This window comes from Corynebacterium sp. KPL2830 (genome assembly GCF_040225635.1).
Lineage (GTDB): Bacteria > Actinomycetota > Actinomycetes > Mycobacteriales > Mycobacteriaceae > Corynebacterium.
Window position 1 is genome coordinate 1 of the sequence record NZ_JBEHFR010000010.1, and the last position, 13,175, is coordinate 13,175.

Genomic DNA, 13,175 nt, shown 5'->3' on the forward strand with positions numbered 1-13,175 from the left:
TCGGATATTACCTATCTACGCACGAATGAGGGCTGGCTGTACCTATGCGTTATCCGCGATGGACACTCCCGCCGAGTCCTAGGCTGGTCCATGGATAGTGTGCAGGATTCTTACCTAGTTGAACGTGCACTGCGCATGGCTTACACCCTGCGTGGTGAAGTACCCGACGGCGTGGTCTTCCACGCCGATCGTGGTACCCAGTTCACCAGCGAACAGCTGTGGCAGGTCTGTCAAGAACTAGGGATTGCACAATCGGTCGGCCGTACTGGTGTCTGCTTTGACAATGCGATGGCCGAGTCGTTCTGGTCGACATTGAAGACCGAATTTTACGATCGGAAGGAATGGCGAACCCGCAACGAAGCCCGGAAGGCGGTGGCTCGCTGGATTGAGATTGTCTACAACCGGCGCCGTCGCCACTCGTCCATCGGGATGGTAAGCCCCGTCGATTTCGAAGCCCAGCTCGCTGATCAAAATGGTAATAAGAAGGCCGCTGCTTAACCCCTAAGCAGCTTAACTACGTGTCCACGATTTGCGGGCAACCCCAACCCCGTAGAGATCGCCAGGCAGCACAACTGGGGCCAGGACGCACTCGCCAAAGCACACACCCTAGCCGACCAGGAAACACAAGCCACCAGCGGCCATGAAGATGGCCGACCAGCAACTTTCGACAGCGCCATCGACACTGCCTACAACCACTCTATGGGAATACGTAAAGGCCACATACGCTAAACCCCTACCCCCACCAACACAAAATGTCGTTTAACTCGACACGCCGAAAAACAACACGTTTTGTCGTTTAACCCTTCGCCTTGGGGTAGCGCCCGTGGACCATGTAGTAGTACACCGCCGCTACGGCGATGAGGCCGGCGAGGATGAGGTACATCGTATCGAAGCCGGTGGCGCTCACGATGGGGCCAAGCCCGAAGGGGGCGAGGCCGATGCCGAAGTCCATCAAGAGGAACATCGTGGAAATGCCCGCGCCTATCTGGGCGGCCGATACAGAGCGTACAGAAATGGCCTGGCAGGCGGGGCTTAGCGTGCCGTATCCCATGCCCGTAAACGCACCCGCGACCACGAGCATCACGTCATTGCTGGGAAAGCCCATGATAATAAGGGCGATGGCGAAGGACACCAGGCCCAGGTACATGACCGAGTTATCGCCCTTGTGGTCCTGGATGCGGCCCAAGAAGAAGCGCATGATGAGCATGACTACGGCGTAGCCGATGAAAAAGAGGCCGGCGCCGGTGGCCAGGTCCTCTTCGCGCGCATAGGCATTGAGATAGGTGACCACGCCGGAGTAGGCGATGCCCACCAGGAGCATGAAAAAGCCGATCGGCAACACGTTGGGGTGCACCGCGTTGCGCAGCTTGAAGGCCGGCTTTTCCTCATCGAGCTCCGCCGGGTAGCGCAGCACGAGCGCCAGCACGAGGGAGACGATATTGGAACCCAGGGCGACCGCAAAGAGGGTGTTATAGCCAATATTATTGGCTAAGAACAAGCCCACTGCCGGGCCGAAGGCGGTAGCCAGGGTCGTGCCGAGGGCGAAGTAGCCGGTGCCTTCCGCGCGGCGCTGCTGGGGGATGACGGACTGGGCGACGGCCATCAGCGCCGTAGAGGTCAAGGCATAGCCTGCGCCGTGAAGCAGGCGCACGAGGATGAGGATGGCCACGTTATGGGCCACGAAATAGCCCACCGTCACGATGCTGACGAAGGCTAGCGAGGTCAGCGCGGCGCGCTTTTGCCCCACGCGGTCCACCAACCAGCCGGAGACGATGCGCATGAAAGTCGCGCCCAAAACAAAGGCGCTGGAGGCAAAACCACTGACGGTATCGGACGCCCCGAAGCTTTCGACGGCATACAGGGCCATGGTCGTCACCGTTAGGTAGAAGACAAGGAACTGGCCAAAATTAGCCACCCACGCCAAAAGGAACGTGGGTGTAATCAATGGCGGCTGAGCTGCCGCTGAATTCGTTGTTGACAAGACTCACTCCAAATAAAAAATAAAAAATCCTCCCAACCGCGCACGGCCCCAGAAGGGCCGCGTGCGGGGAGAAGGAAAGCAATCACAATTATGCAGGGAGTGAGTATACGCCGCACGCACTTAAATGTTTAATCAAACACGATTATAAGCGCGCTAAACAGTGATTGCGTCGCCGGTTGAAGGCCTAAGCATTGGCATAAGGGTCGCGGATGCCCAGGTACTGCACGGAGGTGTATTCCTCGATACCTTCCGCGCCACCCTCGCGGCCCATTCCGGATTGCTTCACGCCGCCGAAGGGGGCAGCGGCATTAGAGATAACGCCGGCGTTGAAGCCCATCAGGCCAAACTCTAGGCCATCAGCGATGCGCCACAGGCGGTCGGAGTTCTCGGTAAAGACGTAAGATGCCAAACCGTACTCGGTATCGTTGGCGATCTCGAGCGCCTCTTCCTCGGTACTGAAGGTGATAATCGGGGCGACTGGACCGAAGATCTCTTCCTGGGCGACGCGTGTTTCACGTGAAACATTGGTGATCACCGTAGGCTCGTAGAAGTAGCCGGCACCGTCCCCGCGCTTACCGCCGGTGGCGATGGTAGCGCCCTTTTCTGCAGCATCGTCCACCAATGCCGCAATGCTCTCCAAAGCCTTGGACTCGACGAGAGGTCCGCAGGTAATACCTTCGTCCATACCATTGCCCAAATTGAGCTTCTCAAACTCCGCAACGAGTTTCTCGGAAAACTCCTCAGCAACAGACTCATGGACCAAGAAGCGGTTAGCTGCGGTGCAGGCCTCGCCGATATTGCGCATCTTGGCGCCCATCGCACCCTGGACCGCTTGGTCAATATCTGCGTCCTCAAAGACAATGAATGGGGCATTGCCGCCCAGTTCCATGGAGGTACGCAGCACGTTATCGGCCGCGCCCTTCAAAAGAGTCCGGCCTACTGGGGTAGAACCAGTGAAGGAAAGCTTGCGCAAGCGGTCATCGGCAAGCAATGGCTCCGAAATTGCAGATGCAGACTTACCGGCGACAACGTTGAGAACGCCCTTTGGAAGCCCAGCATCGATCATGGTTTGCGCAAAGTACTGCGCAGTCAGGGGAGTCAGCTTGGCCGGCTTGAGCACCATCGTGCAACCCGCTGCCACCGCCGGAGCCACCTTGCGAGTAGCCATGGCCAACGGGAAGTTCCACGGGGTGATCAGAAGGCAGGGACCCACCGGCTTGCGGCGAGTGATCATCCGTAGCGTGCCTTCGGGAACGGTTGCGGCGCGACCATAATCGCGCACCGTTTCCTCACTGAACCAACGCAGGAACTCGCCGCCATAAGTGACCTCACCCTTAGCTTCCGCGAAAGGCTTGCCCATCTCTAGCGTCATCAGTGCTGCGAATTCATCCGCCCGCTCCTGTACTAGATCGAATGCTCGACGCAGAATCTCCGCGCGCTCGCGCGGCGTGGTGCGCGCCCAGTCATCCTGCACGGCACAGGCAGCGTCGAGGGCAGCAATCGCATCGTCCGAGTTTGCGGAAGATAGCGTCGCCAGCGTTTCGCCCGTCGCTGGGTTTTCAACGTCAAAAGTCTCGCCGGAGGTGGAATCGCGCCACTCACCACCAATAAGCAATTGGGTGGGGACCTTTGCAATTACCTCGTCGATATTAATACTCACTTATCGTCACCTTTCTTGAAGATATTGACCTGCACCACATTACCCTTAACGGGCGCGAAGACCACTCATTAGATACCGATTGAATATTTTTCACTTGTTTCTTCCACGCTATAGAAATTTAGGCTAGGCTAGTGCCCATGAAGAAAATGACTACTCGTTGGTGGTGGCGCGCGTAACTCGCGGGCCTTTCTTCGCACCCCATTTTAGGCTCGCTTTCTGCGGGCCTTTCGGCGTTTTCAGTGCCTTTGCTCGCGGATACCCCGGGTCCCTCGCACTCTGTTCCTCAGTTACTCCTGAAAGGGCACTGCAATGACATACACCGCCACCCGCGATATTGCCTATTGCCGGGATGCCTCAGCGCTATTTCATAGCTTGGCGCGATCGAGCGATTCCTTCTTATTGGAAAGCGCAGATATTGAAACCAAGAAAAACCTCACGTGCCTGGCCGTGCTCGATGCCGCGGCGAGAGTGACCTGCACCGGCCAGCGAGTTCGCGTCCTCGCACTCAGCCCAGCGGGGGAACAGCTCATCACCATGCTGCATTCGAGTTTTACAAACCGGATTGTTTCACGTGAAACCACGGAAATTGTCTTTGAGTTCTCGCCCTCCAGCGAGTCCGATGAACGGCAACGGCTCCTAGATGAATCGACGGCCGATATCCTCCGCGCGCTGCAGCGCGATCATTCCTATTCCTCGCCTCTGTTGCCATTCGTCGCCGGCGGCTTTGCCTATGACTATTTGGCCACTTTTGAAAACCTGCCTGAGGTAGGCGAGGGGCCCAATAGGTTTCCCGATTATGAATTCCTCGTCGCCCAAACGGTCCTTGCGGTGGACCACCTAACGCAGACGGCGCGGGTAGAGGGCTGGGATATCGACCGAGCCCGCTTGGAAGACAGGCTCGACGCCTTGGCCACCACGCCCATCGACGCGATAGAGGATCCGGCGCTTGGCCAGCCTGCGGAGACCTTGAGGGCGACCGCGGATATTAACGATGCCGCGTTTTGCGAGCAGGTAACGCGGCTCAAGGGCAATATTGACTCTGGCGATATTTACCAAGTCGTCCCAGCCCGCACCTTCACGGTGGACTGCCCCGATGCCTTCGCGGCCTATCGCCAGCTCCGAGAGACCAATCCTTCGCCGTATATGTTCTATCTCCGGGGAGAAGATTATGAGCTTTTCGGCGCATCACCGGAATCCAATCTGAAGTTTGACCCCGCGACGCGGCAGGTGGAGCTCTATCCCATTGCCGGAACTAGGCCCCGCGGGCTCAACCCGGACGGCACGATCAACGATGAATTGGATATCCGCAATGAGCTAGAAATGCGCACGGATACCAAGGAACTAGCCGAGCACACCATGCTGGTAGATCTCGCGCGCAATGATCTCGCCCGCGTAGCAGAACCCGGCACCCGGCGGGTGGCAGACCTGCTCCAAGTAGACCGCTATTCACGAGTTATGCACTTGGTCTCCCGCGTGACCGCCAGGTTGCACGAGGACTTCGATGCCCTCGATGCCTACCGCGCCTGCATGAACATGGGAACATTGACCGGCGCACCCAAGTTGCGCGCCAGCGAGCTCATCCGCCAGGCCGAACACAAGCGCCGTGGCTCCTACGGCGGCGCAGTGGGGTACCTTCGCGGCGACGGCGCCATGGATACCTGCATTGTCATTCGCTCCGCCTTCGTCCACCGCGGTACGGCCGCTGTCCAGGCCGGTGCCGGGGTGGTGCACGATTCCATCCCGCAATCCGAAGCCGATGAAACCCTGCACAAGGCCTATGCCGTTCTCCACGCCATTGCCCTCGCGCACAACGCCACCCTGGAGGTACAGCGATGAATTCGCCGCACGTGGTCTTGCTCGATAACCACGATTCCTTTGTCTATAACCTCGTCGATGCCCTCGCCGGTTACCGCACCACCGTCTACCGCAACAGCGTCTCCGTCGCGGAGGTGCTGGCGGCCGAGCCCGATATTATTGTCCTTTCCCCAGGCCCCGGCCACCCGCGCGATGCTGGTTGCATGATGGAGCTTATCGGTGCCACCTTGGGCACCATCCCCATCCTCGGCGTCTGCTTGGGCTTCCAGGCGCTACTGGAATACCACGGTGGCGGGGTAGGGCCGTGCGGCCCCGTGCACGGCAAGTCCATACCTATGACGCTTACCGATGCCGGCACCGCCCACCCAGTCTTCGCCGGCCTAGCCACCGATGCCGATCCCGCCCAGCCCTGCGTCCCCGGCACCCAGGTCCCCGTGGCCCGGTATCACTCCTTGGGGTGCACGCGCATGCCAGCCGGCATGCGGGTGCTCGCGGAGACGGAGGCAGAGATCGGGACCATCGCCATGGCGGCAGAAACGGACGATGGGATGGCACTAGGGATGCAATTCCACCCCGAGTCAATCCTCTCGCCCCGTGGCCCAGACATGCTAGACCGTTGCATCCACCGACTATCTACCCATCCCACTATGGAGCCGAAGCACTAATGCCGAATCAAAGCCCATTGAAAACACTGCAAGCCTTCTTGGATAATCCCGCGCCCACCGTGGAGGAGGCCACCGAGGTCTTCACCCCGGTCGCCGTGGGTGATTATGACGATATTCAGATCTCCGCGTTGCTCACCCATATCCGCACCCGCGGCGAGACCCTCGCGGATATCACGGGTGCCGCCAAGGCATTCTTGAAAGTTGGACACCCCTTTCCCATTACTGGTGAGGGCCTCATGGACTCCGCGGGAACCGGTGGCGATGGCGCGAATACCATCAATATCACTACAGCGGCCTCCTTGGTTGCCGCCGCTGGGGGAGTAAGGATGGTTAAACACGGCAACCGGTCCGTTTCCTCCAAGTCCGGTTCCGCCGATGTGCTCGAGGCGCTAAATATTCCGCTGGACCTCGACGTGGACCGCGCCGTCCGCCAATTCGAGGCCTCCAACTTCACCTTCCTCTTCGCTCCGGCCTACAACCCAGCGGTGGCCCACGTGCAACCGGTGCGCAAGGCGCTCGGGGTCTCCACCATCTTCAATACCTTGGGTCCCTTGCTCTCCCCGGGCCGCCCCGAGCTACAGATCATGGGCATCGCCAACCCCGCCCAGGGCCCCATGATCGCGGAAGTCTTCCGGGAGCTGGGGCGCAGGCGGGCGCTCGTCGTCCACGGCGCCGGTACCGATGAGATCGCTACCCACGGCACCACGCAGGTTTGGGAGCTAAAGGACGGCGAGATTTCACACTATGAGCTAACGCCGGAGGAGTTGGGCATCGCCAAGCATGAGCTCAGTGAGCTCGCCGGCGGCGACGGCCAAGATAATGCCGCGCACGTGCGCGCCATATTTAATGGCTCGGGTAAGCCGGCGCACTATGATGCGGTCGCGGCATCGGCTGGGGCAATGTTTTATCTGGGTGGCACCACGGCCTCGATTGCAGAGGGCGTCGCCCACGCCAAGGGGCTCATCGATAGCGGGGACGTGGACCGCTGGCTGCGCACCCACGAGGAAGCCGAATACTAAGAAGGCCACACGAGGGATAAGAAATGACAGAACAGAAACTGCCGACGGTGCTCGAGGGGATTGTGGCTCAGCGCCGCACTCACCTTGCCGGCATTCGCGAGCGCATCGCCTACGTAGATGTGGACAAGCTTGAGCCGTCTCGGCGTTCGCTTTTTGCGGCGCTCAATGGCACCAATCGCTTCATCATGGAGTGCAAGTCTGCATCGCCATCACTCGGAATGATTCGCGAGGATTACCGCCCCGGCGATATCGCGCGCGTCTATTCCCGCTACGCGAATGCCATTTCCGTGCTGTGTGAGCCGGAGCGGTTCGGCGGGGATTACCATCACCTCCAGACCGTAGCCCAGTCCACGCACCTGCCGGTTTTGTGCAAGGACTTCATCGTCGATCCAGTTCAGGTCTATGCCGCGCGCTACTACGGCGCGGATGCGATTTTGCTGATGATGTCCATCGTGGATGATGAAACCTTTGCACAGCTGAAGTCCTTGGCGGATAAATTAGGACTAGATGTACTGACTGAAGCCATCACCAAGGAGGAGGTGGACCGCGCGCTGTCCTTCGGGGTGGAGATCATCGGCATTAATAACCGCAACCTCCATGACTTGAGCATCGACCCCTCCCGCACCGAGCAACTCGCCGGGTACGTGCCTGACGATAAGGTCGTCGTCTCCGAATCCGGTATCCGCGATAACCACACCGTCCGGCGTTTGGGCGCCCACGCCAATGCCTTCCTCGTCGGCTCCCAACTCACCTCTCACGCGGACATCGACCGCGCCGCCCGGGATCTTCTCTTCGGCGCGAATAAGGTGTGCGGGCTCACCGCCTCCTCCACGGCCCAAGCCGCCCGTGCCGCCGGTGCCCGCTACGGAGGTCTCATCTTTGTCCCGGATTCCCCGCGCAATGTTTCACGTGAAACCGCCGAGAAAATCATCGCCGCCGAGCACGGCTTGGATTTCGTAGCAGTCAGCCGCAGCGACGACCCCGCAGAGTTGCGGTCCGTGGCGGCGACCCGCGGGCTATCCGGAATCCAGTTGCACGCCCCTTTCCAAGGCAGCGTGGAAGGGGAGCTATCACTGATCGAAAGCGCCCGCGCGGAACTCGCGAACGCCGACGCGGGGTTTGTCTGGCGGGCCATCGACATGACCAACCCTCAGTGGGTAGAGATGGCGCGACAACTTGCCGGACAGGTTGACCGCCTTGTGCTCGACTCGGGTAGGGGAGGGACCGGACGCAGCTTTGATTGGACGGAAATCCCGGACGAAATCAAAGCCCATAGCCTGTTGGCCGGCGGCCTCAATCTCACAAACTTGGAAGAGGCACTCAAGGTGGGAACTGCGGGGCTCGACCTGAACTCAGGATTAGAAACGCGCCCCGGGAACAAAGACGCCGCCCTAATTTCTCAAGCCTTCCGCACAATCCGATTATTCAACCAACCTGAAAAGAGAGATTAATTATGCCCGATTCACGTGAAACACTCCTTCCCGCATACTTTGGGGAATTCGGCGGCCAATACGTCCCGGAATCCCTCATCCCCGCATTGGATCAATTGGAGCAGGCTTTTGTCGATGCCCAGAATGATCCCAGCTTCCGCGAAGAGCTCGCCGGATTGCTGCGCGATTACCTAGGCCGCCCGACCCCCGTCACCGAAGTAAAGAAGCTCGGCGGGAAGGCGCGGATCTTCCTAAAGCGCGAGGACCTCGTCCACGGCGGGGCGCATAAGACCAACCAAGTGCTCGGACAAGCCCTCCTGGCTAAGCGCATGGGCAAGAAGCGAATCATCGCCGAGACCGGCGCGGGACAGCACGGTACGGCAACGGCATTGGCATGTGCGCTGCTCGACCTCAAGTGCGTGGTCTACATGGGTGCTAAGGACGTCCAGCGCCAACAACCCAACGTCTTCCGCATGGAGCTCATGGGCGCAAAGGTCATCCCCGTTGATACCGGGTCCGGAACCCTGAAGGATGCCGTCAACGAGGCACTGCGCGATTGGACCGCTACTTTCCATGAGTCGCATTACCTGCTCGGCACCGCGGCCGGCCCGCACCCATTTCCCACCATCGTGCGCGAATTCCACCGCGTCATTTCTACCGAAGCCAAGGCGCAGCTAATCGAGAAGACGGGCGGCCTACCCGATCTCGTTGTCGCCTGCGTGGGCGGCGGTTCCAACGCCATCGGCATGTTCGCAGACTTCATTGACGAAGACGCGGTGGAATTGGTCGGCGCCGAACCAGGCGGTGCTGGCCTCGATTCCGGCGAACACGGTGCCACCATCAACAACGGCACCGTGGGCATCCTCCACGGCGCGCGCAGTTACCTCATGCGCAATTCTGAGGGGCAGGTGGAAGAATCCTATTCCATTTCCGCCGGCTTGGATTACCCCGGCGTGGGGCCGCAGCACGCGCACCTCCACGCCACCGGTCGATCGAAATACGTGGGAATTACAGACGCCGAGGCCCTAGAGGCCTTCCAGCTCTTGTCCAAGAGGGAAGGCATCATTCCCGCCCTTGAATCCTCCCACGCCTTGGCCTACGCCCTGAAGCGCAAGGACGAGGACATCACCATCCTCGTATCACTTTCCGGCCGCGGCGATAAGGACATCGACCATGTCCGCCACACCTTGGAATCCCACCCCGAACTGCAACTCAAGGAGAACTAATCATGGGCAGCCGTTACGATAAGCTTTTTGCCGCGTTGCGTGAGAAGAATGAGGGAGCGTTTGTCCCTTTCATCATGCTAGGTGATCCGACGCCTGAGGCAAGCCTGGATATTATCCGCACCGCAGTCGCCGCCGGGGCGGACGCCTTGGAGCTCGGCGTCCCCTTCTCTGACCCAGTGGCGGATGGTCCCACCATCCAGGCTTCGCACATCCGCGCCCTTGATGGGGGAGCGACCCTTGATAGTGCCTTGGATCAGGTGCGGACGATTCGCACCGAGTTCCCCGATTTGCCCATCGGCATGTTGATCTACGGCAACGTCGCCTTCGCCCGCGGGGTGAAGCAATTCTATGCGGAGTTCGCGGACGCTGGCGCCGATAGCATTTTGCTTCCCGATGTCCCCGTGCGCGAAGGCGCCCCATTCATCGCCGCAGCAAAGGAAGCCGGTATCGACCCCATCTTCATCGCACCCGCGCGGGCTGCAGAACGCACGCTTGCTGGCGTCGCCCAGCATTCGCAGGGATATATTTACGCAATCTCACGCGATGGCGTGACGGGAACCGAGAAAGAATCTGAGACCACCGGCCTCGACGAGGTGGTCGCCAGCATTCAACGCTTCAATGGTGCACCGGTCTTGCTCGGGTTCGGTATTTCTTCGCCGAAGCACGTCGCCGATGCCATCGCCGCAAATGCCGCGGGCGCCATTACCGGATCCGCGATCACCAAGATCATCGACCGGCATGTTTCACATGAAACCGGCGCCGTCGGGACGATCGATGACGCAGATGCGTTGCACGCTGAGCTGACCGATTTCATCTCGGCGATGAAGGAAGCGACCAAGGGATAGAGCCTACCGGACGGTAGCGCCAAAAAGCCCCCTGGCTTCCTCCCATACTTGTTAGGTGGGGAAGCCAGGGGGCGCAAATGTTTCACGGGAAACTAGGCTACGGTCTCTGCCTCTTCGTCGTTCAGGGTATCGACCTTGTCGCGGGCGAACTTATCGACGACCATCGCAATGGCTCCATCGCCGGTGACGTTCGCTGCGGTGCCGACGGAGTCAATCGCAATATAGGCCGCGATCATCAGCGCCACCATTCCGTCATCGAAGCCCATCATATCCGCTAAGAGACCAACGGCCACCATAACGGCACCACCCGGCACGCCTGGTGCGGCGATCATCATGATTCCCAGCAGGAAGATAAAGCCAAGGCCGGTGCCAGTGCTGATATCCATATTCGCCATAAAGACGATGGCGAAGGCATAAAGCGTCAGCTTCATCATGGACCCGGACAGGTGAATTGTCGCGCACAGCGGGATCACAAAGCTCGCGACCGGCTTCGAAATGCCGTTGCGCAAGCTGGATTCCAAAGACACCGGAATGGTCGCAGCAGAAGATGACGTACCCAATGCAGTGAAGTATGCCGGCAGCATATTCCGCAGAGCCTTAAAGGGATTCTTTCCTGCGATTGCACCGGCAACCACATACTGGAGCACGAGGTACACCAGCGTCATGACCACTGCCAGGATCAGTACCTTCGCAAAGGCAGAAAGGACGTCACCAATATTGCCATTCATACCCAGGCCAAGGAACATGCCGAAAATGTAGAACGGCAAGATGGGAATAACGAATCCCCAAATGACCTTAACCACCACATTTTCCAGTTCTTTGGTGACGGTGTAGAGCGTATCGGACTTCACCGTCGTCATGGCGACACCAATGCAGAAGGAAAGCAATAGCGCCGTCATCACCTCAAACGGTGGTGCCATCTCCACCTCGAAATAAGGGGAAAGCGAGCCCTCATCCACGTCGGAAACGTTGGTCACTAGGGTTTGGCCCGCCAGCATCGAAGGATAGAGCCACTGTGCCAGGCCGTAGGCAATCAACCCCGAGAGAATGGTGGAACCGTAGGCGATAGCCGCCGTAACCCCCAACCATTTTCCTGCGCCCTTGCCAAGACCGGCGATTGCCGGGGCGACAAGGGCGAAAATCAGCACAGGAATGAAGAAGTTGAGGAAGTTACCAAATAGCCCGTTAAAGGTCGCAAAGGCTCGACCGAACCATTCGGGCGCAAAGAAGCTGACGACAATGCCAAGCACGATGGCGAGAACGATGCGGAAAAGGAGAGAGTCCGCTATTTTCTTGAGATTCATGCAATCACAATCAGGTTAGGTGTTCCCAGTCCGGGGACTCACTTGTGTGTGGTTCGACGGAAGGAGAGACAACGTGGTGCAGGTGCAAAATCGAGCGAATATCTATCGATCGATCCAAATTGAATTTTACCCGAGCCGCCTTATATTTAAGACACAAGCCCCGTAGCTTAATTTCCAATATCGCGTTGCAGGATTAAACTATGTATATGGTCGCAGTGGGAATCATATTTTTAATCCTTGCCGTTTTCCTTATCGCAGTGGGCGCACTCGCCGCCACCAAGCGGTTGCCCGGCAATAAATACATCGGCTTGCGCTTACAAGAGATCCGAAAATCACGTGAAGCGTGGGATAATGCGCACGCCGTTGCAGGCCCCTTCTGGGCCCTAGGCGGAGTCTCGCTACTTTTCGGTGGGGTCGTAGCCTTTCGCGCGGAGGGCTGGATGTGGCTTATTCCAGTCACCACTTTCGTCATCGCGATCCTCGCGCTTTCCGTCGGTTCGAACCTTGGATCGCGCGCAGCATTTCTTTATGAGCAAGCGCATGCCGATGACGAGGGTTGTGGCGATAGCTGCAACTGTGGCTCCGGCGGCTGCGGTGGGGAAGAGACCTCCACTAACTCCGTCACCCAACCGGAGGTTGATCTGGGAGCCCTCCGCCAGGCCGCCCGGCACTCTGATAATTAAATACTTAGCTTTCGCGTTACTTTTCTCCCTCCCGTCCCTGTTCGGCAATCGCCACACTCAGAGACAGGCGAGGGAGATTTTTTATGACACAGTGACGTTATTACTCTAACAAGTAGTCACAGTCGTTTCGTCACAACTAAAACAAACTACCATTCGAGGATACCCTCTACATTGGGCGTTAGCTATAGTGGTTCCATTCCACTAAATACATTTCCTGTGGAAATTCATAGAGCTCGCATAAAGGTTCCGCACAGTGCTACTCAGCCGCTACACCTAGCGCACGCAAGCGTAGACAATGGGAGGCATGAAGAAAACAACAGCTCTCGCCGCAATCGCCGTTTCCACTTTTAGCATCGGTTCTTATGTCGCCGACTCCCACCGCATCGATCCGGAATCACAAGCCGTAGGAGGGGAGGGTCCGCACCCCATGGTTAATGACTTAGGGCTCGACTCCGGCACTTATGAACTCACACCCTCCGAGTCTGGTTCCATCGCCACCTGGAACGGCAACCTTTCCTAATGACATGTTTCACGTGAAACCTACACC

Annotated in this window: 12 protein-coding genes and 1 pseudogene; 10 read left to right on the forward strand and 3 right to left on the reverse strand. The window is 58.7% G+C overall.

What is annotated here, in order from left to right; translation table 11 throughout:
• Positions 1 to 498: IS3 family transposase (locus ABRP87_RS04790; RefSeq protein WP_349867915.1), on the forward strand; the 498-nt coding region annotated here is incomplete at its 5' end.
• Positions 499 to 543: 45 nt separating this feature from the next.
• Positions 544 to 729 (forward strand): annotated as a pseudogene (locus ABRP87_RS04795) (IS1249 family transposase); the annotation flags it as partial.
• A gap of 67 nt (positions 730 to 796) precedes the next feature.
• Here ABRP87_RS04795 and ABRP87_RS04800 read toward each other — a convergent pair.
• A complete protein-coding gene (locus ABRP87_RS04800) occupies positions 797 to 1,981 on the reverse strand; it encodes an MFS transporter (protein ID WP_349867916.1) in 1,185 nt (394 codons plus the stop codon).
• A gap of 184 nt (positions 1,982 to 2,165) precedes the next feature.
• The gene (locus tag ABRP87_RS04805) at positions 2,166 to 3,641 is read right to left on the reverse strand and encodes an NAD-dependent succinate-semialdehyde dehydrogenase (RefSeq protein WP_349863338.1); all 1,476 of its coding nucleotides are present in this window, start codon (positions 3,639 to 3,641) and stop codon (positions 2,166 to 2,168) included.
• A gap of 309 nt (positions 3,642 to 3,950) precedes the next feature.
• Here ABRP87_RS04805 and ABRP87_RS04810 point away from each other — a divergent pair, with 309 nt between their 5' ends.
• The 6 genes from ABRP87_RS04810 to trpA are packed head-to-tail and all read left to right on the forward strand — an operon-like array spanning position 3,951 to position 10,641.
• Positions 3,951 to 5,477, forward strand: coding sequence for an anthranilate synthase component 1 (locus tag ABRP87_RS04810; protein WP_349867917.1), 1,527 nt, complete (start codon positions 3,951 to 3,953; stop codon positions 5,475 to 5,477).
• A complete protein-coding gene (locus tag ABRP87_RS04815) occupies positions 5,474 to 6,121 on the forward strand; it encodes an anthranilate synthase component II (protein ID WP_349863343.1) in 648 nt (215 codons plus the stop codon). The genes ABRP87_RS04810 and ABRP87_RS04815 overlap by 4 nt, the downstream gene beginning before the upstream one ends.
• Positions 6,121 to 7,140, forward strand: a complete 1,020-nt coding sequence (trpD, locus tag ABRP87_RS04820) for an anthranilate phosphoribosyltransferase (RefSeq protein WP_349867918.1) — start codon at positions 6,121 to 6,123, stop codon at positions 7,138 to 7,140. Before ABRP87_RS04815 ends, trpD begins: the two co-directional genes overlap by 1 nt.
• 23 nt (positions 7,141 to 7,163) lie before the next feature.
• Positions 7,164 to 8,591 (forward strand): bifunctional indole-3-glycerol-phosphate synthase TrpC/phosphoribosylanthranilate isomerase TrpF, encoded by a 1,428-nt coding sequence (gene trpCF / locus ABRP87_RS04825; protein ID WP_349867919.1) that lies wholly within the window; start codon positions 7,164 to 7,166, stop codon positions 8,589 to 8,591.
• 2 nt (positions 8,592 to 8,593) lie between these two features.
• Entirely contained in the window at positions 8,594 to 9,796 is a 1,203-nt protein-coding gene (trpB, locus tag ABRP87_RS04830; protein WP_349867920.1) for a tryptophan synthase subunit beta, read from the forward strand.
• Positions 9,797 to 9,798: 2 nt separating this feature from the next.
• A complete protein-coding gene (gene trpA, locus ABRP87_RS04835) occupies positions 9,799 to 10,641 on the forward strand; it encodes a tryptophan synthase subunit alpha (RefSeq protein WP_349867921.1) in 843 nt (280 codons plus the stop codon).
• 92 nt (positions 10,642 to 10,733) lie between these two features.
• Here the strand turns inward: trpA and ABRP87_RS04840 are convergent, their stop codons facing one another.
• Entirely contained in the window at positions 10,734 to 11,945 is a 1,212-nt protein-coding gene (locus ABRP87_RS04840) for a dicarboxylate/amino acid:cation symporter (protein ID WP_349867922.1), read from the reverse strand.
• A 206-nt stretch (positions 11,946 to 12,151) separates the two neighbouring features.
• Here ABRP87_RS04840 and ABRP87_RS04845 point away from each other — a divergent pair, with 206 nt between their 5' ends.
• Both ABRP87_RS04845 and ABRP87_RS04850 read left to right on the forward strand, forming a co-directional pair.
• The gene (locus ABRP87_RS04845) at positions 12,152 to 12,628 is read left to right on the forward strand and encodes an SdpI family protein (RefSeq protein ID WP_349867923.1); all 477 of its coding nucleotides are present in this window, start codon (positions 12,152 to 12,154) and stop codon (positions 12,626 to 12,628) included.
• A gap of 304 nt (positions 12,629 to 12,932) precedes the next feature.
• Positions 12,933 to 13,148, forward strand: a complete 216-nt coding sequence (locus ABRP87_RS04850) for a catechol 1,2-dioxygenase (RefSeq protein ID WP_349852938.1) — start codon at positions 12,933 to 12,935, stop codon at positions 13,146 to 13,148.
• The last annotated feature ends 27 nt before the right edge of the window (positions 13,149 to 13,175 follow it).